Here is a 23,857-nt window from a genome sequence, read left to right on the forward strand (position 1 = left end):
GGTGGGCAAAGCGCAAGCGTGCCCACCATCGAGCAGCGTGCGCGATGATGGATGGTGGGCACGTCGCTGGCGCTCCTTTGCCCACCCTACGAGATCACCGAATTACGCGCGCATCACTGCATCAACCAAAAGTCCCGCAAACAGCAGCAGGCCCGCGTCGCGGTTGGATTTGAAGAGGCGCAGGCACAGCGCGCCATCGCGGATGTCCAATCGCCTGATCTGCCAAACCAGATGCGCGGCGAACGCGACGAGCCCGATCCAGGCCGGCCAGCGCGCGCCGCCGAGCGCCAGCGCTATGCCGATCAGAGCCACGGCGAGCGGGTAGAACACCGAAAGCGCCAGATGGGTGCGCTCGCCGAACAGGCGCGCGGTGGACTTGATGCCGATCAGTGCGTCGTCCTCGGCGTCCTGATGCGCGTAGATCGTGTCGTAGCCGATCACCCAGCTGATCGAGCCGGCATAGAGCATGAGCGCGGTCAGATCGATCCGGCCGAGCGTGACAGCGAATCCCATCAGCGCGCCCCAGGAGAACGCCAGCCCCAGCACGACCTGCGGCCACCAGGTGATGCGCTTCATGAAGGGATAGATCGCGACGATGACGAGCGAAGCGATACCGGTCAGGATCGCGAAGCGGTTGAATTGGAGCAGCACCGCCAAGCCGATCAGCGCCTGAAGCACCAGGAAGGCAAACGCCTGCGTCACGCTGATCTGCCCTGCGGGCAATGGCCGCGAGCGCGTGCGCTCGACGCTGGCGTCGAGGTCGCGGTCGGTGATGTCGTTCCAGGCACAACCGGCGCCGCGCATGACAAAGGCGCCGATGAAAAACAGCACGATCACGAGCGGCAATGACGAGACGTCGCGTGCGATGCCGGCGGCGAGCGCCGCCGACCACCAACACGGCATCAGCAACAGCCACGAGCCGATCGGACGGTCAAAACGGGAAAGCCGCAAATAGGGCCGCGACCAGGACGGCGCGTGCGTATCGACCCAGTTGCCCGTCGAATCGGCAACTCGGGCGGTCGCGGCGCTCATCTGATCGGGGTCATCGCTGGAGAACGTTACCGTTCAGCGTATCGAAGGTGCTGCCGCCCTTCTTCACGGCTTGCGCCTCGGGGAGCGCCGCCGAGGAGCCGAGCACCTCGCTCAGGCTCGGGCCGGCTGGCCCGCGCTGAGCCGCCTGCTGCGCGACGGCACAGACCTGATTCTGCATCTTCTCGGTGTTCTTGTGGCCGTTCTTGAGCTGCTCGGCGATCTGCGGCGGAATTCCGCACTTGGCGGAATTGGTCTCGACATATTTGATCATCTTCACTTCGGCCTGGCCGAAATTCTTGATCAGCTTGCAGGCCTCGTCCGGCGGCGCCTTGCGCTCGCTTGCGGCCTTGATCATCTTGCCGCGCTTTTCGGCTTCCTCGCGCAGGGGAACGAAGCCCTTCATGCAGGCGTCCGCCGGACCGCTGGCCTGCGGCGGCGGCCCGCTGAACCCGCCGGAAACCGGGGCGGCGCCTTGCGAGGGGAATGGTGAGGGTGCGCCGACGGTGGCCGACGGCGCAGCGCCATTGACCGGTGGAAACGGCGAATTCGCAGGCGCGGCGCTCTGGTTCGGGAGCGGCGCCGGAAAGGCGCCCTGCGCAAAGACGTGGCCCGCGTGGAACGTCACGACGGCAGCGGTCAGCGGCACAATCAGGCGGCGGATCATCAAGGGTGGTTCTCCGGCGAGGTCAGGCAAGTCCCCAACGTGTCCCGAACGAAGCAGATTTGCGAAACAGCTTTTTACGATTCCTGCCGCCGCTTAACAACCCGTGGATTGGGGCAGCAGCGCGGCGCAAGGCCGCTCCAAAAGTTAAAAACAGCGTCCGGATTCTAGCGCTTTAGGCTAAAAGCGCCCGGAAACGGAACATTTACCGATGCCCGAACTCGATTTTCGCGCCCCTCGCCTGTTCGTCGACGCCCCTCTGAAAGAGGGCGCGCGAATCGGACTGGAACGCAACCAGAGCAATTATCTGGGCAACGTGCTCAGGCTTTCTGCAGGCGAAACCGTCCTGGTGTTCAACGGCCGCGACGGCGAATGGCGGGCGGCGATCGAGGGCCGCAAGCGGCCGGATGGTTTGATCATCGCAGCCCGGACGCGGCCGCAGGATCGGCTGCCCGACATCGCCTATGTCTTCGCGCCGCTAAAACACGCCCGCCTCGACTACATGGTGCAGAAGGCGGTCGAGATGGGGGTCGCGAGTCTGCAGCCGGTGCTGACGCGACACACCCAGGTCTCGCGGGTCAATGGCGAGCGGATGCGCGCCAACGTCATCGAGGCTGCCGAGCAATGCGGCATACTCAGCCTGGCCGAGGTCGCCGAGCCGATTACGCTCGACCGTTACCTCGACAAGCGCGATCCGGCGCGGCTTCTGGTGTTCTGCGACGAAGCCAGCGATGTCGCCGGTCCGGTGCAAGCGCTGCAGGAGGCGCAGGCCGCAGCCTCCGGCATCGACGTATTGATCGGCCCTGAGGGCGGCTTTGCCGAGGAAGAACGTGGGCTGTTGCTGCGGCAGCCGAGTATCCTCAGACTCTCCTTGGGTCCGCGGATTCTGCGGGCTGATACGGCCGGAGTGGCGGCGCTGGCACTGGTACAGGCGGCACTGGGGGACTGGCGGAATTCTGGCTAGCTCAGCGCCGCTCACTCGCCGGACAAATCCAGTTCCCCCAGATTGCGCGCGGCATCGACGACACTCACGATCCGCACACCACCCTTCGTGATCTCATAAAGCGCCAGCCATCACACAATGACAAGCATCCGCGCACCGTCAGCGATGTCAGAGCGAGGCGGTCCTGACTCAGGAAATTCCGCGAGCTGGCGACAGCGCGCTTCAATACGATCAATCCAACGGTCAGCCGCCTCCGGACCGTTCTCGGCGGCAATGTGAAACCAAATTTCCAGAAGATCACGCCCGGCGAGCTGCGAAAGGCGAACCTCTGCCAAGTTACTTGCCCGCCGCCTTCAACAGCGCTCGGCCTTGCGTCTTGATGCTGGCAAAATCGGCAGGGCCGGCATCGCCGCTCGCTTGGCCCGCCGCCCAGGCGGTTCGCAGGAAAGCCAACCGAGCTTCTTCGGTCTGCTACATGATCCGCAGCGCTTCGCGTACAACCTCGCTTGCCGAGGTGTAACGGCCACTCGAAACCTTGGCTTTCACGAACTCGCTTAGCTCGTCGGTCAGCGAAACATTCATGTTCATTGCGGGACCTCTCCTTCCAATATGGGCGCGACCACAATCTTTGGCAATGTTTGTCATCGACCTGGGGGAGTTCGGTCCCCTCACCCACCTGGCTAGCCAAGCCACCCGCCATTAATTCAGTTGCCCAATCCCTGTCGAAACGCCGGCCGGGCCATGCTAAGGCCTGCGCCAGCAAACCCCGGAACCTGGGGGCGCCCTAGATCAACCTTGGAACCCGGTTTTTCCGGCTATTTGGACGTAAAATGACCGCGACCGCTGCCGTCAGAGGTGCTGCCGGGTCCGCCGCCTGGGCGGACGCGCTGCTATTGTCGTTTGCACAAGGCGGCTACGTCCAGGCGCATCCGGCCATCCTGCAGCCGGCCGAGCCGTTTCTCGACCTCTCCGGCGAGGACATCCGCAAGAGCCTGTACCTCACCACCGACGCCTCCGGCGAGGAACTCTGCCTGCGGCCGGACCTGACCATTCCGGTGGCGCGGGATTATCTGGCCTCCGGGCGTGCCGGGCAGCCAGCGGGCTTTTGCTATCTTGGACCGGTGTTCCGCTATCGCGGCGGCCAGCCGAGCGAGTTCCTGCAGGCCGGCATCGAGTCCTTCGGCCGGCAGGACCGCGCCGCGGCGGATGCGGAAATGCTGGCGCTGGCGCTGGAGGCGACCTCGGCCTTCGGCTTGAAGGATGTCGAAATCCGCACCGGTGACGTCGCGCTGTTCAACGCGCTGATCGATGCGCTCGATCTCTATCCGGTGTGGCGGCGGCGGCTGATCAAGGATTTCAGCCGCAAGGTCAGCCTCACCGAGGACATCGAGCGGCTGACGCTTTCGACCGCGCCCGGCCGCAACGAATATGAGGGCGTACTGGCGGCGCTGGCCGGCTCCGACCGCAAGGCGGCACTGGCGCTGGTGACCGACCTGATGTCGATCGCCGGCACTACCATTGTCGGCGGGCGCTCGGTTGCCGAAATCGCCGACCGCTTCCTCGAACAATCGACCTTGAAAGGCGGCGCGCTGCCGCGCGACGCGCTCGACATCATCAAGCGCTTCCTCGCGATTGCAGGCGACCCCGATGAATCGGTCAAGCAACTGCGTGCGCTGGCATCGGACGCCAGGCTCGATCTGGCGGCGGCGATCGACCAGCTCGAAAGCCGCGCCGGCTTCATGGCCGCACGCGGCATCGACACCAAGCTGATGCGCTTCTCCACCTCGTTCGGCCGCGGGCTGGATTATTACACCGGCTTCGAATTCGAACTGCACAAGAAGGGCAACGGTGCCGAACCGCTGGTCGGAGGCGGACGCTATGACGGGCTGATGACGCAGCTCGGCTCGCCGACGCCGATCCCGGCAGTCGGCTTCTCGGTCTGGATCGAAGCCCTGACGCAATACGGCCAACCCGCCTCGCAAGGGAGCGCCGTATGAGCATCCCCTTCGTTCTCGCCGTGCCCTCGAAGGGCCGCCTGCAGGAAAACGCCGAGGCGTTTTTCACCCGCGCAGGGCTCACGCTGGCGAAGCCGCGCGGCGCGCGCGACTATCGCGGCACCATTGCGGGCCTCGACAATGTCGAAATCGCCTATCTCTCGGCGAGCGAAATCGCTTCCCAACTGGCGCGCGGCATGGTGCATCTCGGCGTCACCGGCGAGGATCTGTTGCGCGAAAGCATTCCCGATGCCGACAAGCGCGTGCTGCTGATCGACAGCCTCGGCTTCGGCAGCGCCAATGTCGTGGTCGCGGTGCCGCAGGCCTGGATCGACGTCCGCACCATGGCCGATCTCGACGACGTCACCACCGGCTTCCGCGCCCAGCATAACCGGCGGATGCGGGTCGCAACCAAATACATCAACCTGACGCGCAACTTCTTTGCTTCTCACGGCGTGGTCGACTACCGCATCGTCGAAAGCGCGGGCGCCACCGAAGGCGCGCCCGCCGTCGGCACCGCCGAGATGATCGTCGATATCACGACAACAGGCGCGACGCTTGCCGCCAACGGGCTGAAGTTGCTCGACGACGGCGTGATCCTGCGCAGCCAGGCCAACCTCGTGGCGTCCCGCGAAGCTGACTGGTCGAGTGATGCCCGCGAGACGGCGCGAGTCATCCTCGACCACATCGCCGCGCGGGCGCGGGCCAGCAAATACCGTGAAGTCCGCACCCGTTTCGCCGGCTGCAACGAGGCGCTGCTTAACGAGGCGCATAACCGGTTCGGCGTGGTGGCGCCGTTCGGCGGGCCGACCTCGTCGGGCATGCTCACGCTGCACTGCCCGCCGGTGCATCTCTACGCGCTCGGCAGTTTTCTGCGCGAACACGGCGCCGACACGGTGTCGATCGCCTCGCTGGATTACGTGCTCGACCGCGAAAACCCCTTATTCGCCAAGCTCGAGGCGTTCCTGCGGCAATAAGGCTGCCGTTTCGTTCATCGTTGCGACAGGTGGGGCTAAGTAACATATGCTGTTTTGGAGCACCAATCTGGGACCTGATCGATGACGCTCGGCTCTGACGTTTCCCGCCTGACGACCACCGCCTCCAGCGCGGCGGCCAAGGGGCTGTCGATCGTCGTGCCGCTGTACAACGAGGCGGCGGGGCTCGCTCTGCTGCACGAGCGGCTGACTGGCCTCGCCCGAACGCTGAAGGCGCGCTACGGCTTGGCCTGCGAGGTCGTCTATGTCGACGACGGCAGCGCCGACAACACGCTTGTCATCGCGCGCACGCTTGCGGCCGATGCGCTCGACGTCCAGGTGGTGTCGCTGTCGCGCAATTTCGGCAAGGAGGCCGCGCTGATGGCGGGCCTCGACCACGCCCGCCTCGGCGCGGTTCTGTTCATGGACGGCGACGGCCAGCATCCGCCTGATATGGTCGAAAAGCTGGTCTCGCACTGGATCGATGACGGCTACGACGTCGTCTATACCGCAAAGGCGCACCGCGACAATGAATCGCTCCTGCGCCGCCAGGCGGTGCACGGCTTCTACGCGCTGATCAATTGGGGCGCCCGGCAGAAGATCCCGGAAGACGCCGGCGACTTCCGCCTGCTGTCGCCGCGCGCGGCGACCGCGCTGCGGCAGTTGCCTGAGCGCAACCGCTTCTTCAAGGGCCTGTCGAACTGGATCGGCTTCCGTCAGATCCGCGTCGATTACGAGCCGGCGCCGCGCGCGCATGGCGTCACCACGTTCAGCCCGGGCCGGCTGATCGGCCTGTCGATCGAGGGGCTGACATCGTTCTCGGTGGCGCCGCTGCGCTTTGCCAGCCTGCTCGGCGTGCTGCTGGCCATCAGCGCCTTCCTGTTCGGCCTGACCATTCTCTGGGAGGTCTGGACCACCGGCAAGCAGGTCCCCGGCTATCCCTCGCTGATGATCGGCATGATGACGATCGGCGGCGTGCAGCTCATCATGATCGGCATCGTCGGCGAATATATCGGCAAGATCCTCTCCGAACTGAAGGCGCGTCCGATCTACTTCGTCGCCGAGCACTCAGAGAAGCGCGCCGACGGCGAGACGACGGCCAGTGCCAGCGAACGGACCGCGGCCGAATGAACGATGCCGCGCCGTCGCGCCGGATCTGGCTGTGCGCCGACGATTACGGGCTGGCCGAAGGCGTCAACCGCGCCATCCGCGATCTGATCTCGCGGGGCCGTCTCAATGCCACCTCTGTCATGGTGGTGGGACCGGCGATCGGCCGCGCTGAAGTCACTGCGTTGCAGGAGGTCGCGGCGAAGAGCCCGCGCTGTGCGATCGGGCTGCACGCGACGCTGACCGCGCCGTTTCGTCCGCTGACGATGCACTTTCGCCCCGTCGACGGCGGCCTGTTTCTGCCGTTTCCAAAATTGCTGCGCGCCGGCCTGTTGCGGCGGATCGATCCAGGCCTGATCGAGGACGAATTGTTGGCTCAGCTTGCGGCCTTCAAAGAGCTGTTCGGCCGCGCGCCTGACTTCGTCGACGGCCATCAGCACGCGCAACTCTTCCCCGGCGTGCGCGACGCGTTCATGCGCGCCGTGCAGGAGGCGGCGCCCGGCGCCTGGGTCCGCCAGGGCGGACGCCTCAAGCCGCTCGGCCAACTGCTCGGCGCGCCGAAGGCACTCGTGCTCGACGTCCTCAGTGCGCAATTTCGCAAGCGCGCCACGAACGCCAGAATCCCGTTCAACCCGGCCTTCGCCGGCGCCTATGATTTTTCGACAGCTCCCGATTTCGGCGCGCTGATGGGGCAGTTCCTCGAAGGGCTGCCGGAGGGCGGGCTCGTGATGTGTCATCCCGGCTTTGTCGACGAAACGCTTAGAAGCCTCGATCCCCTGACCACCCAGCGCGAGGCGGAACACGCGTATCTCGCAAGCGACCTTTTCGCGGCATTGCTGGCGGCGAATAAAGTTACATTGGGCTGACGCAAATCCGCGGAATGTGACCGGCGTATTGTCGCATACCAAAATTTAATTTGGCCGCCCACTACTTGCGACGCAAAGCCCGCCCTACATCTTGCCCGCGCGTCGACGACGATCCGGCGCGAGGGAGAGGGCCATGACACCGCAAGAACGCCAACTGATTGACGATCTTTTCGACCGGCTGACCAAGCTGGAGAGCGCCAAGCGCGATCCGGAGGCGATGTCGGCGATCATGCAGGGCCTGCGCAACGCGCCCAATGCAGTCTATGCGCTGGTGCAGACCGCGCTGGTGCAGGACGAAGCGCTGAAGCGCGCCGACATGCGCATCCAGGAATTGGAAGCGGCGACGTCGGGCCAGCAAGCTCAATCCGGCGGCTTCCTCGATTCGATGCGCGACGCCATCTTCGGACAGAACCAGCAGCCGCAAGGCTCATCGCAAGGTTCGGTGCCGAACGTTCGCGCGCCCGACATGGCCAGCCGCCCGACCTGGAACAGCGGTCAGGTGCTGCAGCAGAGCCAGGCGCCCGGGCAGTACAATCAGCCGGGCTATGGCCAGCCTCCGGGATATGGCCAGCCCTATGGCGGCGCGCAGCAGCCGCAGCCGGCATTCGGCGGCGGCGGCTCGTTCCTCGGCACCGCGGCAGCGGCCGCAGCCGGCGTGGTCGGCGGTTCGCTGCTGGCCAGCAGCATCCGCTCGATGATGGGCGGCGGCAACCACCAGGCGTTCGGCGACACGGCGAACCACCGCGGCGGCATCGAGGACCGCAGGCCTTCGGGCGACCAGTCCGGCGGCGATCTTGCTCGCGAAGCCGGGATCAACGACATCGGCTCGTCGAGCCGGCGCGCCGACAACAATGATCAAGGATCGCGACAGGGATTCTTCGATCAGGACCCGCACGGCGATGACGACATGGATCACGACTCCGACGACTTCGACGGCGATGATGGTGGCTTCGATGATGGCGGCGACAGCGATTACGCGTGAGCGTCGCGAAATCTGAAATCGGAAACGGCCGCCCGATTGGGCGGCCGTTTTTGTTTCGTAGCCCGGATGGAGCGAAGCGCAATCCGGGAATCGGCGCCCAAGCGCTCTACGGCCCCCGGGTTACGCTGCGCTTCACCCGGGCTACGCAGAACCTCAGATCACCACCACTCGCGCCCCGACGCCGACGCGGCCGTAGAGATCGATCACGTCTTCGTTGCGCATGCGGATGCAGCCGGACGAAACGTTGGTGCCGATGGTCCAGGGCTCGTTGGAGCCGTGGATGCGATAGAGCGACGAGCCCAGATACATCGCGCGCGCGCCGAGCGGATTATCCGACCCGCCCTCCATGTAACGCGGCAGATCGGGGCGGCGCGCCAGCATTTCCGGCGGCGGCGTCCAGGCCGGCCATTCCTTCTTGGCCGAGATCGTCTTCACGCCCGACCAGGTGAAGCCGGGCCGGCCGACGCCGACGCCATAGCGCAGCGCCTTGCCGTCGCCCTGCACCAGGAACAGGAACTTGTTCGGGGTGTCGATCACGATGGTGCCCGGGCTTTCCTTGCCGTGATACTCGACCACCTGCTTTTCATATTTCGGATCGAGCCGGTGCTGCGCGGGATCGACCAGTTCCTCCTCGCGCCGCATCGACTGCTGCGGATCCATCGGCGGCAGCAGCATGCGCCGCCCGCCATAGCCGTAGTCGGGCTGCGGCTGATAGGCCTGCTCCCGCTGGTAGCGCCCACCCTGCGGCGTATCGCCGAACAGGAATTCGATGAAGCCGCCGCCCATATTGGAGGCCGTGCGCACCGGTGCCGGCTGCGCGGGCTGGCGGGCGTAGATCACGGTGGGCTCGGTTGAGGATGAGGCGTCGATCGCTGCGGCCTCACTGGCGAAGCAAAGGCAAGACACGCTCGCAAGGAGCGCAAAAGGGATTTTTCCGGACATCGACGTACTCTGTACTGTTCGTCACTGCGGGTACCGCGAATGAAGCGCCGCTGCACGCGATCAATACAAATCAAAACCTAATCGGTTTGGTAAACGAAAACCGCGTTTGGATTCACCATTTCGGCAAGCACGTCTGGATTTGCCGGACAGCGTTTATTTTGCGTGAACGCGAGGCCACATGGTTAATCGTTGGTGTGCGGCCGCGGGCAAACCGCCGGCACGACGTGTTCCGGCGTGAACCTGACGTTAAAGGGCATCCGCTAAAAACACACGTGAAATGAAGGGGTGGGAAAAACTCATGTCGGTCAATCGCAAGCGTTTTCGTATCGAACAAGCCATTCTGGGCGACGCGCCAATTGTCATGCCGGCCGAGGGCGGCGAGATCGGCCCGATGCATCGCGAGATCATGGCCGAGCTGCGCCAGATCCGCGCACAGATGGCGAGCTTCGGTCACGCCCGCGCCGCAGGTAGCGAGGTTGCCGACGTCGCGCGCGAGATTGCCGAATCCCACGCGCTGCTGGAAACCTATCGCGCGCAGATCGAGCAGTGCGAGAAGCTGAAGGTCGAGCTCGACCTCATTCACGACGCCATCAACCGCACCAAGCGCGAAATCGCCACCCTGCACGGCAAGAGCTTTGACGGCCAGGAAATGGCCAAGGTCAACGGCGAGCTCGGCGCCGTCGTCGGCGGCACCGAACAAGCCACCCAGCAAATTCTCGAAGCCACCGAGGCGATCGACCAGGCGGCGACCGCGCTGTCGAAGAACATCTCGCCCGACCAGCAGAAGCTGCTCAGCGAGGAAATTCAGGAACGTGTCGTCTCGATCTTCGAAGCCTGCAACTTCCAGGACCTCACCGGCCAGCGCATCAGCAAGGTGATGACCACGATGAAGTTCATCGAGCAGCACATCTACACGATGATGGACATCTGGGGCGGCGTCGACGCCATCAAGGCGCACGCCCAGCCGATCGTCGACACCCGCGAGGGCGACGCCAAGCTGCTCAACGGCCCGAAGCTGGACGGCGACGCCGGCCATGCCTCGCAGGACGACATCGACGCGCTGTTCGATTGATCGGACGGTTAACGCGGAACAAACAAAACGCCGGCAGAGATGCCGGCGTTTTTCTTGTAGGACTCGTCATTGCGAGCGAAGCGAAGCAATCGATTCCTCCGCTTGCGGTGCGATGGATTGCTTCGTCGCTTTCGCTCCTCGCAATGACGGCTTGTCGAATACCGAGGCCTCACGCCCGCGGAGCGCAGCGCACGTACACCATGTTGCCGTAGCGGACCGCGGCATCCTTTTCGATGAAGCGGGTCACGAGCACGCGGCCGTCGAACGAGACGATCTCGCGGTCCTGTTCGCCGCCGGCGGGACCGGCCGGTCCGATGTAATTCTTGCCGCTCGGGCTGCCCTTGAGGCGCAGCTCCTGCGGGGTGGCCTGGTCGGCCAGATGCATGACGACGCCGCCGCTGGTGCCGGCGCCGATCACATAGGGCTGCTTGCACTGCCCGCGTGCTGCAGCTTCGGTGCGGGCGCGGTCGTTGGGATTCTGGAACGAGGCGAGGCCCCAGCGGCCGACGATCTCGTCGGACCGGATGGTGGCCGGCATTTCCGGCGCAACGGCGGGTTCGGCATCGGGTGCCGGGCCGGACGACAGCGACGGCAGGCTCATGCTGCTGCACGCCGCCAGCAAGATCGTCAGCGCCGACGCGATCGCCAGTTTGGCGACCGTACGCGCATTACGTGAGCTGATCATCGCATTCCCCCGAGCAATTTGGCCGCTCCCGTCAAGCAGCCAACCGTAAAAAGCCTGCCGGAGCAATGACGTCGGTTAAGTTTACGCCGCTGCACCGATTCAGTTTCCGTTGAGCATCCTATACTGGCCTCAAGAAGGCCTTAACCCCCTTGTTTGCTTGACAGGACCAGCGCCAAGCCATATTTCCCGGCCCCACGTTTAGCACTCAAATACGAAGATTGCTAAGGGGTGTGCTGTCCCGCCCGGGGCGGCGTCGAATACCCGGCATTCCAGCCATTTTCAATGGCGCAGACCTGAAACCGAGCCTCCCCAGAGGAACTTCAAGAGGAGACGTCATGGCCAAAACCAAATTCCGCCCGCTGCACGACCGCGTCGTTGTAAAGCGCATCGATGCCGAAGAGAAGACCAAGGGCGGCATCATCATTCCCGACAGCGCCAAGGAAAAGCCCTCGCAGGGCGAAGTTACCGCTGTCGGCCCGGGCGGCCGCGACGAGGCCGGCAAGCTGATTCCGATCGACCTCAAGGTCGGCGACCGCGTGCTGTTCGGCAAATGGTCGGGCACCGAGGTCAAGCTCGACGGTGAGGAACTCCTGATCATGAAGGAGTCCGACATCATGGGCGTGCTGACGTAAGGCAATCCTTGTCATGCCCGGGCTTGACCCGGGCATCCATCCCCTTCGGAAGAGTCTCGCGAAGGTGATGGATTGCCGGGTCAAGCCCGGCAATGACGCATTAGCGCGGCGCACGACCGTACCCAATCATTCAGGAGTCCAAATCATGGCTGCCAAAGACGTTAAATTTTCCGGCGACGCCCGCGACCGCATGCTGCGCGGTGTCGACGTTCTCGCCAACGCGGTGAAGGTGACGCTCGGTCCGAAGGGCCGCAACGTCGTGATCGAGAAGAGCTTCGGCGCTCCCCGCATCACCAAGGATGGCGTCACCGTCGCCAAGGAAATCGAGCTCGAGGACAAGTTCGAAAACATGGGCGCGCAGATGCTGCGCGAAGTCGCCTCCAAGACCAACGACACCGCGGGTGACGGCACCACCACCGCCACCGTGCTGGCGCAGGCGATCGTGCGCGAAGGCGGCAAGGCGGTCGCGGCCGGCATGAACCCGATGGACCTCAAGCGCGGCATCGACATCGCCGTCCACGCCGTGGTCAAGGATATCGAGAAGCGCGCCAAGCCGGTCGCGGCTTCTTCGGAAGTTGCCCAGGTCGGCACCATCTCGGCCAACGGCGACACCGCCATCGGCAAGATGATCGCACAGGCGATGCAGAAGGTCGGCAATGAGGGCGTGATCACGGTCGAGGAGAACAAGTCGCTCGAGACCGAGGTCGACATCGTCGAGGGCATGAAGTTCGACCGCGGCTACCTGTCGCCCTACTTCATCACCAACGCCGAGAAGATGACCGCCGAGCTGGAAGACGTCTTCGTGCTCCTGCACGAGAAGAAGCTCTCCGGCCTGCAGTCGATGCTGCCGGTGCTGGAAGCCGTGGTGCAGTCCGGCCGTCCGCTGCTGATCATCGCCGAGGACGTCGAGGGCGAGGCGCTGGCGACGCTGGTGGTCAACCGCCTGCGCGGCGGGTTGAAGGTCGCCGCCGTCAAGGCGCCGGGCTTCGGCGATCGTCGCAAGGCCATGCTGGAAGACATCGCGATCCTGACAGGCGGTCAGCTCATCTCCGATGAACTCGGCATGAAGCTCGAAAGCGTTACCGTCAACATGCTGGGACGCGCGGGCAAAGTCGTGATCGACAAGGAGAACACCACGATCGTCAAGGGCGCCGGCAAGAAGAAGGACATCGAAGCCCGCGTCACCCAGATCAAGGCGCAGATCGAGGAAACCACCTCGGACTACGACCGCGAGAAGCTGCAGGAGCGTCTTGCAAAACTCGCCGGCGGCGTCGCGGTGATCAAGGTCGGCGGCGCGACCGAGGTCGAGGTCAAGGAGAAGAAGGATCGCGTCGAGGACGCCCTCAACGCGACCCGCGCGGCCGTGCAGGAAGGCATCGTGCCGGGCGGTGGCGTGGCGCTGCTCCGCGCCAAGAAGGCCGTCGGCCGCATCAACAACGACAATTCCGACGTCCAGGCCGGTATCAACATCGTCCTGAAGGCGCTGGAAGCTCCGGTTCGCCAGATCTCGGAGAACGCCGGCGTCGAGGGCTCGATCGTGGTCGGCAAGATCCTCGAGAACAAGTCGGAGACGTTCGGCTTCGACGCCCAGACCGAGGAATATGTCGACATGGTCGACAAGGGCATCATCGACCCCGCCAAGGTGGTGCGCACCGCGCTGCAGGACGCTTCGTCGGTGGCTGGCCTGCTGGTGACCACCGAAGCCATGGTCGCCGAACTGCCGAAGGAGCCGGCGCCGGCGATGCCCGGCGGTGGCGGCGGCATGGGTGGAATGGGCGGCATGGGCTTCTGAGCCCTGCCCTTCTCTCGGACAGATCGAAGGCCGCCTCCGGGCGGCCTTCTTTTTTGACGAACAGGCGCCGTATCGGTTCAGACGGAGAACCGAAACGACACCTTCTCTTTGTTTTGACGCATTTTCTTCACGCCGACCGACATCCGCTTCGCTCGAAAACGCTAGCGGGATTTGCTAGGTACGACGACGCCAATTCCATCCCGTCTGAGGAACTTCCATATGCGCGCGCTCTTGCCTTGCCTGCTCGGTCTGATGATGGCTTCCCCTCACCTCGCCTTCGCCCAGATGAAACTTCCCTCCAAGACGACGCCGGGCGCTATCGAGACGCGCTATTTCACCGCCATCGACGGTCTCATGGACGGCAATGCCGATGTCGTGCTGAAGGAAACCCGCCAGGGCAAGACCGTCACGGCGGCGACCCTCGATGTCTGCTATCCCGCCGCAAAAGGCTCCGACCGCAAGGACCGCTTCGTCGCCACCCTCACCGTCAGCGGCCAGAACCTGACCGGCACCACGCAGAGCATGGGTGACAAGCAGCCGGTCACAGTCAAGCTGTTGCGCAAGCCTGTCGGCGACACCTTCGAATTCCGCGGCCAGATCACCGTTGGCTCGAACGTGACGGAAGTCGCTTCTACTGATAATTCCGATCTCAGCGAGAAAGAATTTTTGGACAACCAGACCAGCGATGACGGCATTACACCGGCGCCAAAGGAATTTACCGACGTTTCGCCCGAGGCGATCGGCGTGCGGATCAAGCTCGACGCCGCACTGGATTTCCTAAAGGGCCTGAAAGGCGAGGCCGTCGAGATCGGGCTATCCAGCCTTTCGGTCTCCTGCGACGCGCTGCGCGCCGGCGAGCAGACCATCAACCTCACCGCCGATCCCGAGCGCGCCGCCGCGCTGATTGCGAAGGTAAAGGCGACGCAGGGCGTGGTCACCGCCGGATGGACCAGCGGCGCTGTCGAGATGGACCGCACCATCCGCTTTGCCGCCGCCGAATGGCGCGACGGCGACAAGATTAACCGCGACAAGATCGTCTCCGCCATTTCGGGCGTGCTCGCGAAAACGCTTGCCGCCAGGCCGGCGGGCGCCGACTGGAACGCCAATACCGGAAAGCTGAGGTTGAGCTTCAAGCGGCCGAGCCCGATCTATCCCGCGCTCGGGCTGACCGAAACTGTCGAAATCACTGCGCTGGTCTCGCCGGACAAGCCGGGCGCTTCCGACCGGCTGATGCTGTGGATTTCGAGCCCGGTGACCACGACCGCGGATGAAGGCGCGGGTCCCAAACTGCATCTATCGGAAGATTCCACCGGCGACGAGGAAGGCGGCGAACCGAAGGACGACAATGGCTCGATCGAGGCGCTGGCCAAGGAGTTCAAGGGTCAGCGTTGGGACGCGGACAAGAGCGTGTGGAAATAGCGCGGTTTCCAGCGTGTGAAAAAACGTATCAAAACAACAATCGAGAGCCCGATTCTGCTTCTATCAGAACCGGACTCTCGTGTTGGGTCCGCGTTCGCGCGACGAGACATCGAGGCCAGCTACCTCGGGGTTGATGGCATGGCCGAGGAATGGTGATCGACGATCAGCCAACGCTCGCCGTTCTTGACGTAGGTGAAGCTGTAGCGCGCCGGCAAACTCTTCGTCTCACCATCCTTCACATAGGAGAATGTGTAGTAGCCGGTATTGACCGCCGCATTCCCGTACACGCGGATCAGTTGATCGCCGAAGGTTACCTTGAGGCTGGGCAGAGCCTTGAAGGCGCCCACAAAATAGTCTCGTAGCGCCGCCCGGTCGGAGCGTACGGTCGGCGACAATGTGCCCCAAAGCACGGCATCGTCCGAATAGAGCGGCAACAACTTTTCGGGATCGCCTTCGCCAAGAGCCTGCCCCCATCCCGAGGTCGCCGTCGCCACTTCCGCTTTCGGCTCGACCAGGGCGCTGGAGCCAAACGACAACATCACCATGCACAAGGCAAGTGCTGCACCAGCGAATTTTGGAGAAGATTGCATGACATCCTCCCTTTGCGAATATGTACAGACATGTGTCCGCTTGAGACGACCTCTTGCCATGCAAGCGGCTACTGTTTGCGCGGATCGTTAGCCGGATTGATGTAATCGATTCCACCGGGGCCGATAAATTGGACTTGAAACTCGCTTCCGGTCCTCCCAAGCCACATGTAGCAAGAGACGCAAATCGCGATGCGCGGTCAGTATGGGGGCTGGGGTGAAGCCACGCGCCACAATGTTGCGTGCGTCACACGAGCGAAACTACATCATCAGGGACGGGCGAACCACAGGTCAGAGATGTTGACTTAATAGGTGGCCAAGAGGTCGGTGTCCGCTTTGGGATCTTCGCGTCGCTCGACGGTACCAATAGCCCGAGACGAATATCTCATCGCTGCAGCACTTGGTTCGCCAAGTTGTTAAGACTCGATTCAGCTTAAGGGAACATCATCGGCTGACCAAAAATTTGGGTTACGCCATGTACGACCGCGAGCCGAGTACCGTTGAAAGCATCTTGTCGGGGAATGTGGCTGCCGGGTTGGGGCCGTCGAACCTGCGGAATTTTCTCAACGCCGATCGCGACGACGTATTGGTGGTGCGGGAGTCATCTCGCGACCGGACGCGCACTGCCTCGCTGGTCATCGCGGCTGTGGTGGCGAGCTTCGGGCTCGGATGGACCGGCGGACTGAGCTGGCCCGAAATCGCAGGCACGCTCGGCCTTGAAACGGTTGCGCAGACGGAAACGCCCGCGCCCCGAATTGCCGAAGCACGGCCGGGCAAGATCGAAAGCGCCCGGAAGACGGCATTTGCATCTGATGCGCCCGCCATTGTCGGAAGCATTCCCAAGCCGTCCGCGCCATTGCCCGCCGCACGTCCGGCTGCGAACATTGCCTCGCAAGCGAATGCCAGCCCTTCCGCTGCGATCGCGATGCGGCAGCCCCTGGTGGCGGCGCCGGAAACCAAACCAGCAACGATTCCCGGGTGGACGATTGTCGACGTACGCGACGGCACCGCCGTTCTCGAAGGTCCCGACGGTATCAGGATGGCCGCGCGCGGCGACACCATTCCCGGACTCGGACGCGTGGAGTCCATCGTGCGCTGGGGCGGCCGTTGGATCGTTGCCACCGCCAGCGGCTTGATTGCGACGCAGTAACCGCGCGCCCGATTCTTTTTTTAACGCGTTTTCTTCGCGCGAACCGGTGCCCACTTCGCTCGAAAGCGCTCCAGCTAGCTCGTGCTCGAGCTAATTCGTATTGATGCGGAAGCGCAGCGTCTTCGTGCCGATGAACGATACGAAATCGCCCTGCCGGTTCCAGGTGCCCGCAGCGGCGAGCGCTGCGATCAGTTCGTCGTCCTGCTGGGCGCGGTCCGGCGGACAGGGCCGGTTTTCCATCGCGCCGGGCACGAAGATCACGGTGTTGCCCGCCACCGAAAACTGGCCCTTGCCGCCCTTGCACCAGAGTTCGAGGGCCACCTCGCCGGCATCGCCGATTTCGAGATTGGGAATCCGCTTCGACCCGCGCTGACGATCCACATCGAGCTGCATTTCCGCTCCGAACGGAAAGCCGTCATCGGCGCGCGCCGGACTGAATGGCAGGATAGCGGCGATCAGCAGGAGTGAAGCAGTGCCTGCCCGGGTCATACGCGCGAATGAAATCATGCAACCTCTCGAATACAGAACACAACACCGCGCGACGTTCTATTGAACAACGACGTGATTGGCTAGGGCTCTGGCTCAGTCCATCGCAGGCTACATGGACAGCCAGACCGAAAGCCGGGATCATGTCGCGGCCGGGCATCTGCTTGCCACGCCTGCCGTCAACGGTCGGGAACGATCTGGCTGGTATCGGCCTGGACTTATTGGACGATTTCCGTTCGCAAGGAAGGATCGCATCGTGGCGAAGCAGCGAACCATCGTCGTGAACGATCGGATGCAGCGGGGTTGCCGCTACATGCTCGTCGCACCTGTTGGCCGCAGCTTTGACCCGGACTTCCGCCCCGACCTCACGCCGCCGGAAATGCTGCGCCTCGGCATCTTCGGCGGAAAATACATGACCGATTGCAGGGACGAATTTCCGGCCACTCGTGAAAGGATAGACGCAGCAAATGATGTCGCATTTCCCAAGAGTTGAGCGCGCAAGGCTCAAGCAATAAGCAAAGGAGCTATTTTTCATTCACTTCATGATGCAGCAACGCTTTGACTGTTGCGATGAACTGAGGTGGGATCAGGTGTGCGCCTGAATGCGCGTTCAAATCGGGGAGAGATACGATGTGCGCGGGTGATGACAAGAACTGTCCGGAATTTGAATTGCACCATCGCAGGTTCAAGGAAACGCTTGATCGCGAACGCCGATCGTTCTTGAGGTCCAGCTTTGCCGCGGCCGGAGGCGCCGCAGCGATGACCGCGGGCGGCATTTCTCTGGTGACGCCGCAGATGGCGGCAGCCGCCGAAAAGAACCAACCCGCCAAGCGGTCCTATCATCATTTGCCCGCAAGTGCCGAAACAGTGCATTGGGGCTATTTCAGCAAGAAACTGAAACCGCAGGTCGAGATCGATTCCGGCGACTTCATTACCATCGAGGCGCTAACTCACCATGCCAATGATGACGCCGAACGCATGGTGAAGGGCGATCCCGGCGCCGAAAGCGTGTTCCTGTGGACCAAGGAAAAGAAGGGCGTAAACCGGCGCGGCGCCGGTCCGATAGATGCCTCGCTATTCGGGCGGGGCGCCGGCGAGGGCCTTGGCGTGCACATCTGCACAGGCCCGGTCTACGTCCGCGGCGCTCAGGAGGGAGACGTGATCGAGTTGCGTATTATCGACGTCACGCCCCGGCCATGCGCCAATCCGCAATATCGTGGAAAGGCTTTCGGCAGCAACGCGGCGGCATGGTGGGGTTTTCACTACAAGGATCTGTTGACCGAGCCCAAACCGCGCGAAGTGATCACGATCTATGAGGTCGACGCGTCAGGCGAACGCAACTGGGCGAAAGCCGTGTACAATTTCCAATGGACTCCACAGACCGATCCTTCGGGCGTCGTGCACAAGACCATCGACTATCCCGGCGTTCCGGTCGATCACTCCACAATCAAGGAGAACCACGGCATCCTGAAGAATGTGCGCATTCCGATACGTCCGCATTTCGGCGTAATCGGCCTGGCGCCAAAGGAAGCCGATATCGTCGATTCAATTCCGCCGAGCTATACCGGAGGCAACATCGACAATTGGCGGATCGGCAAGGGCGCCACGATGTATTATCCGGTCGCGGTCGAAGGCGGCCTGCTGTCTGTTGGCGACCCGCACGCTTCGCAGGGAGACTCCGAGCTTTGCGGCACGGCCATCGAAAGCTCGCTGAACGGCACCTTCCAGATCATTCTGCACAAGAAAGCCGACCTCGTCGGCACGGCTCTCGAAGCCCTCGACTATCCGATGCTGGAAACCAGGGATGAGTGGCTGGTGCACGGTTTCAGCTTCGCCAATTATCTCACCGAATTGGGAGACAAGGCGCAGTCAGACATCTACTCGAAATCGTCGGTTGACCTCGCTCTGCGCGATGCGTTCCGCAAGATGCGCAAGTTCCTGATGACGACCAAGAAGCTGACCGAAGATGAGGCAATCTCTTTAATTACGGTTGGCGTCGACTTCGGCATCACTCAGGTGGTTGATGGAAATTGGGGCGTCCATGCGGTTATCAAGAAGGATATCTTCGCCGGTGGCGAGACCTGATCCAAAAGGTGGTCGGTTCCGGCGTGAACTCGGCCGCGGTTGACTCCTGTCGGCCTTGCGCAGCATACGCGCAAAATTGGGCTTCAGCACGAATCCCGTACCGATGAAAAATCCCCGCGGCGTCGACCGCGGGGATTCTTGGTGGATCGCTCCATCTGCCTTCCTACTTCAGCACCATCATCGTGAACGGATAGACATAGGCCTGCAACGTCACCAGCACGCCGACGAGGCAGGCCAGCACGATCGAGTGCAGGAAGACGTAACGCAGGATCGAGCCTTCATGGCCGTACCAGTTGGTGGCGGTCGAGGCGACGACGATCGATTGCGCATCGATCATCTTGCCCATGACGCCGCCGGAGGAATTGGCGGCGGCCATCAACACCGGCGACAGGCCGAGCTGTTCGGCGGTGATCTTCTGCAGGTTACCGAACAGAACGTTCGACGACGTATCCGATCCCGTCAGCGCCACGCCGAGCCAGCCGAGCAGCGTGCCGAAGAAGGGATAGAGCACGCCGGTGGCGGCGAAGGCGAGGCCGAGCGTGGCGTCGACGCCGGAGAGCCGCGTCAGCGTGCCGATCGCGAGCATCGCCGAGATCGTGATGAGCGATATCGCGCATAGTCTGATGGTGCGGCCGTATTCGCCGATCATCCGTGCCGGCGAAAACCCCATCAGCAGGCCGGAGATGATGGCGGCGATCAGCATGCCCGTTCCGGTGAAGGACAGATAGGTGAAGTCGAACAGCGCCGCCTCCGGCGTCGGTTTGGCGGCCACCGGCGGCACCTTGTTGATCATGTTGTGCAGCTCGGGCACCTCGAATTTCCAGGCGAAGTTCGCGTTCGCCCAGCCCTTGAACGCGCCGGTGCCCCAGATCAGCATCACGATGCAGACGATGATCCACGGCAGCAGCGCGCTCCAGAGCTGCGCCTGGCTGAGCTTGGTCGTATCCAATGGCTTGGCGGGCTTCATCGTCGCAGCCGATTCATCGTGGCTGCGCAGCGCCGGCGACAGCCAGAGCTCGCGCGGTTGCCAAACCTTAAGGAACAGGATCAGGCAGCCCATCGAGATCAGCGACGCCCCGATATCGACGATCCACGGGTTGATGAAGTTCGAGATCACGAATTGCGGGACCGCGAAGGAAACGCCGGTGACGAGAATGGCGGGCCAGATCGCAATCATGCCGCGCCAGCCGGCGAACGCCCAGATCAGCCAGAACGGCACGATCAGCGAGAAGAACGGCAATTGCCGGCCGACCATCGCGCCGAGCACGTAGGGATCGAGGCCGGTCACCGACGCCAGTCCCTGGATCGGCGTGCCGAGCGCGCCGTAGGCGACCGGCGCGGTGTTGGCGATCAGCGACAGGCCGGAGGCCGCGAGCGGCGAGAAGCCGAGACCGATCAGAACCGCGCCGGTGATCGCGACCGGCGTGCCGAAGCCGGACGCGCCCTCGAAGAAGGCGCCGAACGCGAACGCGATCAGGAGGAGCTGCAGCCTTCGATCGGTGGTGACGCCGCCGATCGCGCGCTGCAACAGCCCGAAGCGGCCGGTCTCGACGGTGATGCGGTAGAGGAAGATGACATTGAGCACGATCCAGCCGATCGGGAAGAAGCCGATGACGACGCCGAGCAGCGAGGCGCGGATCGACATGCCGGCGGGCATGGTGAAGATGACGATCGTGATGATGTTGGCGACAACAAGTGCGACGATGGCCGCGAGATGCGCCTTGACCTTGCCACTCGCAATCAGCACCAACAGGGTGACGACGGGCACGGCGGCGGCGATCGTCGACAGCGCGGCATTGCCAAGCGGATTATAGTGTTGGTCCCACATTTGAGGTTCTCCCCACATTGTTGTTGGCGCGCCCGGCGTGGATGTCCGGTCACGCGCAGATCGATCGGCGGGAACAACCTTGGAAAAGCGGGGTTGGGCTGCCTTGAGTTTCCCTTGGGCTCGCCAACGCTCACAACCTCGCGAAGTTCGATGGCCACCGCCCCTCGCCGCTGCAGCCATGCTAGGGTCTAGCCGAGGGCTGCGACAAGCCGTCGCAGGCGGTGAATTGCTCAGACCTTCGTAGTAGACCGTAATTCTTCCATCCTTTCAGGGCGTTAGGCCCGATTCTCCGGAGACGGTGATCTGTGAACAATATCCGCTCGACGCTCGCCACCGTGTGGCGCATCGCTGCCCCGTATTTCAGCTCCGAAGACAAATGGGCCGGCCGTGGGCTGCTGGCCGCGGTGATCGCGATCGAGCTTGCGATCGTCTATCTGACGGTCCTGCAAAACCAGTGGAACGCCCGCTTCTACAACGCGCTGCAGGAGCGCAACTGGGACAACTTCGTCAGCGAGATCACCTATTTCAGCGTTCTCGCGACCGTCTTCATCGTGCTGGCGGTCTACCAGCTCTATCTCAATCAGTGGCTGCAGATCCGCTGGCGGCGCTGGATGACCTCGCATTATCTCAGCGAATGGCTGGACCATGCCAACCATTACCGGATGCAGCTTCAGGGCGATGCGGCCGACAACCCGGACCAGCGCATGACCGACGACGTCAAGCTGTTCGTCGATCGCACCCTCAACATCGGCGTCGGCTTGTTGAGCTCGATCGTCACGCTGGCGTCCTTTGCCGGCATCCTGTGGGGGCTTTCGAACGCGGCGCCGCTGCATTTGTTTGGTGAGGAATATTCAATTCCCGGCTACCTCTTCTGGATCGCTTTGATCTATTCGGTGCTCGGCACCATCCTGACCCATCTGATCGGCTGGCGGCTGGTCGGCATCGATTTCCGGCAGCAGCAGTATGAGGCGGATTTTCGCTTCAACCTGGTGCGCGTGCGGGAAAATTCCGAGCAGATCGCGCTGCTGCGCGGCGACGCCGCCGAGCGCGAGCGCCTGCTGGTGCGGTTCGGACGCGTGGTGGAGAACTGGCTCGCGATCATGAGTCGGACCAAGAAGGTGACGGCGTTCACGGCCAGCTATAATCAGGCTTCAGTGATCTTTCCCTACATCCTGGTGGCGCCGGCCTATTTCGCGAGCAAAATTCAGCTCGGCGCCATGACACAGACCGCATCGGCGTTTTCGACCGTGCAAGGGGCGCTCTCGTTCTTCATCACCATCTATCGCTCGTTGGCGGAATGGCAGGCGGTGGTCAACCGCCTCGACGGGTTCGAGGCCGGCATCGTGGCCGCGCGCAAACTTGCGACCCACGATGACCGGGTTCGCGTGGTCGAGGCGGGCGCCGGCGCGATCGACCTCAAGGGCCTGGCACTGCGTCTGCCGAACGGAACGCCGCTGGTGAGCGCGGATGGTTTCAGCTTGCGCAAGGGCGAGCGCACGCTGATCACCGGCCCGTCCGGCTCCGGCAAATCGACGCTGTTCCGCGCCATTGCCGGCATCTGGCCGTTCGGCACCGGCACGATCGCCATACCTGCCGGAGCAACATTGATGATGCTGCCGCAGCGGCCGTATTTCCCGACCGGCTCGCTGCGCAACGCGGTCGAATACCCGGCCAAGGAAGGGATGTTCACCGACAGCCAGATCAGCAGCGCGATCGAGGCGGTGGGACTACCGAAGCTCGCCTCTCAGGTCGGCGAAGAGCGGCACTGGAACAGCACGCTCTCGCTCGGCGAGCAGCAGCGCCTCGGGCTCGCGCGCGCGCTGTTGCACGCGCCGAACTATCTGTTCCTCGACGAGGCCACCGCCTCGCTCGACGAACCTTCGGAGGCCGCGCTGTATCGCCTGGTCGAGCAGAAATTGCCGCAGACCACGATCGTCTCGATCGGCCATCGCTCGACGCTGGACGCGTTTCATGGGCGCAATGTCGTGTTCACCCGCGACGGCGATCGCTTTGCGCTGCAGGATGGAAAGCGTGCGGCCGCGTCATAGTCGTAGCGGCTTCACATCCAGCGTTGCGGCCAGGGCTGGCGGCGCACCCAGCGGTGCCAGACATAGGCGAACGCGGTCAACAGCAGCGCGCCGGCCAGCACCGGCGCCAGCAGGAATGTCCAAGGCAGGTTGCCTGAAACCACCAGCAGCGGGTTGATGCCCGCGGGCGGGTGAAAGGTGCCGGTCACGTACATCGCCAGGATGGAGAGGCCGACGGCCATGGCCGCGGCCCAGGCGTGTGGCCCCGTCAGCTTCAGCACGGCAAGGCCCACCAGCGCCGACACCAGATGCCCCCCGATCAAGGCGCGCGGCTGCGCCGGTTCGGCGTTCGGTGATCCGATCACCAGCACGATGGAGGTCGCGAACGGAATCACCGCGAGCGGATAATGCGCGGCGAACGAGAACAGCTCCATGATGCCGATCGCGATCGCGCCGCCGAGACCGGCGACCGCGCCCGCCACCACGCTGCGGTGATCGTTGCGAGCAATCGCTTTCCGCACCACACGACGCCAATCCCGTTTCATCCGCACCATCCAAAAGAAAGGGGCGGCAGATTGCTCTGCCGCCCCCCT

General features: G+C 63.4%; 24 protein-coding genes. 14 read left to right on the top strand and 10 right to left on the bottom strand.

The genetic code is table 11. The features are described 5' to 3' along the window. Window positions 1–102 precede the first annotated feature (102 nt). Both ubiA and LMTR21_RS33005 read right to left on the bottom strand, forming a co-directional pair. Window positions 103–1,032 carry a 4-hydroxybenzoate octaprenyltransferase gene (gene ubiA, locus LMTR21_RS33000; RefSeq protein ID WP_065753493.1) on the bottom strand — a complete coding sequence of 310 codons (930 nt, stop codon included), beginning with the start codon at window positions 1,030–1,032 and terminating at the stop codon, window positions 103–105. A 10-nt stretch (window positions 1,033–1,042) separates the two neighbouring features. Next, window positions 1,043–1,696, bottom strand: a complete 654-nt coding sequence (locus LMTR21_RS33005) for a hypothetical protein (RefSeq protein ID WP_065753494.1) — start codon at window positions 1,694–1,696, stop codon at window positions 1,043–1,045. 208 nt (window positions 1,697–1,904) lie between these two features. Here LMTR21_RS33005 and LMTR21_RS33010 point away from each other — a divergent pair, with 208 nt between their 5' ends. Further along, window positions 1,905–2,657: a 16S rRNA (uracil(1498)-N(3))-methyltransferase gene (locus LMTR21_RS33010; RefSeq protein ID WP_065753495.1), complete on the top strand. Its 753-nt coding sequence runs from the start codon at window positions 1,905–1,907 to the stop codon at window positions 2,655–2,657. Window positions 2,658–2,767: 110 nt separating this feature from the next. Here LMTR21_RS33010 and LMTR21_RS33015 read toward each other — a convergent pair whose 3' ends face one another. Then, window positions 2,768–2,971 carry a type II toxin-antitoxin system RelE/ParE family toxin gene (locus LMTR21_RS33015; protein WP_246174603.1) on the bottom strand — a complete coding sequence of 68 codons (204 nt, stop codon included), beginning with the start codon at window positions 2,969–2,971 and terminating at the stop codon, window positions 2,768–2,770. Window positions 2,972–3,107: 136 nt separating this feature from the next. Further along, window positions 3,108–3,224, bottom strand: a complete 117-nt coding sequence (locus LMTR21_RS33020) for a type II toxin-antitoxin system ParD family antitoxin (protein ID WP_187399254.1) — start codon at window positions 3,222–3,224, stop codon at window positions 3,108–3,110. Between the two features lie 242 nt (window positions 3,225–3,466). On the opposite strand from LMTR21_RS33020, the gene LMTR21_RS33025 reads away from it, so the two are divergent. The 5 genes from LMTR21_RS33025 to LMTR21_RS33045 all read left to right on the top strand — a co-directional run bounded on the left by LMTR21_RS33025 (window position 3,467) and on the right by LMTR21_RS33045 (window position 8,559). Then, on the top strand, window positions 3,467–4,633 hold the full coding sequence (locus tag LMTR21_RS33025; RefSeq protein ID WP_065753496.1) for an ATP phosphoribosyltransferase regulatory subunit: 1,167 nt from the start codon (window positions 3,467–3,469) through the stop codon (window positions 4,631–4,633). After that, entirely contained in the window at window positions 4,630–5,607 is a 978-nt protein-coding gene (hisG, locus tag LMTR21_RS33030; RefSeq protein ID WP_065753497.1) for an ATP phosphoribosyltransferase, read from the top strand. Before LMTR21_RS33025 ends, hisG begins: the two co-directional genes overlap by 4 nt. An 81-nt stretch (window positions 5,608–5,688) precedes the next feature. After that, window positions 5,689–6,735 (top strand): glycosyltransferase family 2 protein, encoded by a 1,047-nt coding sequence (locus LMTR21_RS33035; protein WP_065753498.1) that lies wholly within the window; start codon window positions 5,689–5,691, stop codon window positions 6,733–6,735. Continuing rightward, on the top strand, window positions 6,732–7,577 hold the full coding sequence (locus tag LMTR21_RS33040; RefSeq protein WP_065753499.1) for a ChbG/HpnK family deacetylase: 846 nt from the start codon (window positions 6,732–6,734) through the stop codon (window positions 7,575–7,577). The genes LMTR21_RS33035 and LMTR21_RS33040 overlap by 4 nt, the downstream gene beginning before the upstream one ends. A gap of 133 nt (window positions 7,578–7,710) precedes the next feature. Beyond that, on the top strand, window positions 7,711–8,559 hold the full coding sequence (locus LMTR21_RS33045) for a DUF2076 domain-containing protein (RefSeq protein WP_065753500.1): 849 nt from the start codon (window positions 7,711–7,713) through the stop codon (window positions 8,557–8,559). A 153-nt stretch (window positions 8,560–8,712) separates the two neighbouring features. On the opposite strand, the gene LMTR21_RS33050 is transcribed toward LMTR21_RS33045, so the two are convergent. After that, complete coding sequence (locus LMTR21_RS33050; RefSeq protein ID WP_065753501.1) at window positions 8,713–9,501, bottom strand: L,D-transpeptidase; 789 nt, start codon at window positions 9,499–9,501, stop codon at window positions 8,713–8,715. Window positions 9,502–9,799: 298 nt separating this feature from the next. Here LMTR21_RS33050 and LMTR21_RS33055 point away from each other — a divergent pair, with 298 nt between their 5' ends. Beyond that, complete coding sequence (locus LMTR21_RS33055; protein ID WP_065753502.1) at window positions 9,800–10,573, top strand: protein phosphatase CheZ; 774 nt, start codon at window positions 9,800–9,802, stop codon at window positions 10,571–10,573. A gap of 169 nt (window positions 10,574–10,742) precedes the next feature. Here the strand turns inward: LMTR21_RS33055 and LMTR21_RS33060 are convergent, their stop codons facing one another. Continuing rightward, window positions 10,743–11,258 carry a hypothetical protein gene (locus tag LMTR21_RS33060; protein WP_065753503.1) on the bottom strand — a complete coding sequence of 172 codons (516 nt, stop codon included), beginning with the start codon at window positions 11,256–11,258 and terminating at the stop codon, window positions 10,743–10,745. Between the two features lie 335 nt (window positions 11,259–11,593). On the opposite strand from LMTR21_RS33060, the gene LMTR21_RS33065 reads away from it, so the two are divergent. The 3 genes from LMTR21_RS33065 (at window position 11,594) to LMTR21_RS33075 (ending at window position 15,101) form a co-directional block, all read left to right on the top strand. Further along, window positions 11,594–11,890: a co-chaperone GroES gene (locus LMTR21_RS33065; RefSeq protein WP_065753504.1), complete on the top strand. Its 297-nt coding sequence runs from the start codon at window positions 11,594–11,596 to the stop codon at window positions 11,888–11,890. Window positions 11,891–12,035: 145 nt separating this feature from the next. Further along, window positions 12,036–13,682 carry a chaperonin GroEL gene (groL, locus tag LMTR21_RS33070; protein ID WP_065753505.1) on the top strand — a complete coding sequence of 549 codons (1,647 nt, stop codon included), beginning with the start codon at window positions 12,036–12,038 and terminating at the stop codon, window positions 13,680–13,682. Window positions 13,683–13,901: 219 nt separating this feature from the next. Beyond that, window positions 13,902–15,101, top strand: coding sequence for a hypothetical protein (locus LMTR21_RS33075; protein WP_065753506.1), 1,200 nt, complete (start codon window positions 13,902–13,904; stop codon window positions 15,099–15,101). A gap of 119 nt (window positions 15,102–15,220) precedes the next feature. Here LMTR21_RS33075 and LMTR21_RS33080 read toward each other — a convergent pair whose 3' ends face one another. Continuing rightward, window positions 15,221–15,691 (bottom strand): SgcJ/EcaC family oxidoreductase, encoded by a 471-nt coding sequence (locus LMTR21_RS33080; protein WP_187399255.1) that lies wholly within the window; start codon window positions 15,689–15,691, stop codon window positions 15,221–15,223. A gap of 508 nt (window positions 15,692–16,199) precedes the next feature. On the opposite strand from LMTR21_RS33080, the gene LMTR21_RS33085 reads away from it, so the two are divergent. Further along, window positions 16,200–16,838: a hypothetical protein gene (locus tag LMTR21_RS33085; protein ID WP_141688349.1), complete on the top strand. Its 639-nt coding sequence runs from the start codon at window positions 16,200–16,202 to the stop codon at window positions 16,836–16,838. 90 nt (window positions 16,839–16,928) lie between these two features. On the opposite strand, the gene LMTR21_RS33090 is transcribed toward LMTR21_RS33085, so the two are convergent. Further along, complete coding sequence (locus LMTR21_RS33090) at window positions 16,929–17,345, bottom strand: META domain-containing protein (protein WP_065753508.1); 417 nt, start codon at window positions 17,343–17,345, stop codon at window positions 16,929–16,931. A 94-nt stretch (window positions 17,346–17,439) separates the two neighbouring features. Here LMTR21_RS33090 and LMTR21_RS41370 point away from each other — a divergent pair, with 94 nt between their 5' ends. After that, window positions 17,440–17,817, top strand: a complete 378-nt coding sequence (locus LMTR21_RS41370) for a hypothetical protein (protein ID WP_141688350.1) — start codon at window positions 17,440–17,442, stop codon at window positions 17,815–17,817. A 137-nt stretch (window positions 17,818–17,954) separates the two neighbouring features. After that, window positions 17,955–19,409 carry an acetamidase/formamidase family protein gene (locus tag LMTR21_RS33100; RefSeq protein ID WP_065753509.1) on the top strand — a complete coding sequence of 485 codons (1,455 nt, stop codon included), beginning with the start codon at window positions 17,955–17,957 and terminating at the stop codon, window positions 19,407–19,409. 163 nt (window positions 19,410–19,572) lie between these two features. Here LMTR21_RS33100 and LMTR21_RS33105 read toward each other — a convergent pair whose 3' ends face one another. Further along, on the bottom strand, window positions 19,573–21,237 hold the full coding sequence (locus tag LMTR21_RS33105) for an L-lactate permease (RefSeq protein ID WP_065753510.1): 1,665 nt from the start codon (window positions 21,235–21,237) through the stop codon (window positions 19,573–19,575). Between the two features lie 305 nt (window positions 21,238–21,542). Here LMTR21_RS33105 and LMTR21_RS33110 point away from each other — a divergent pair, with 305 nt between their 5' ends. Then, window positions 21,543–23,285 carry an ABC transporter ATP-binding protein/permease gene (locus LMTR21_RS33110; protein WP_065753511.1) on the top strand — a complete coding sequence of 581 codons (1,743 nt, stop codon included), beginning with the start codon at window positions 21,543–21,545 and terminating at the stop codon, window positions 23,283–23,285. 11 nt (window positions 23,286–23,296) lie between these two features. Here LMTR21_RS33110 and LMTR21_RS33115 read toward each other — a convergent pair whose 3' ends face one another. Next, the gene (locus LMTR21_RS33115; protein WP_084030654.1) at window positions 23,297–23,809 is read right to left on the bottom strand and encodes an HPP family protein; all 513 of its coding nucleotides are present in this window, start codon (window positions 23,807–23,809) and stop codon (window positions 23,297–23,299) included. Window positions 23,810–23,857: the final 48 nt, after the last annotated feature.

Origin of the sequence: Bradyrhizobium paxllaeri (assembly GCF_001693515.2) — a bacterium.
GTDB classification, from domain to species: Bacteria; Pseudomonadota; Alphaproteobacteria; order Rhizobiales; family Xanthobacteraceae; genus Bradyrhizobium; species Bradyrhizobium paxllaeri.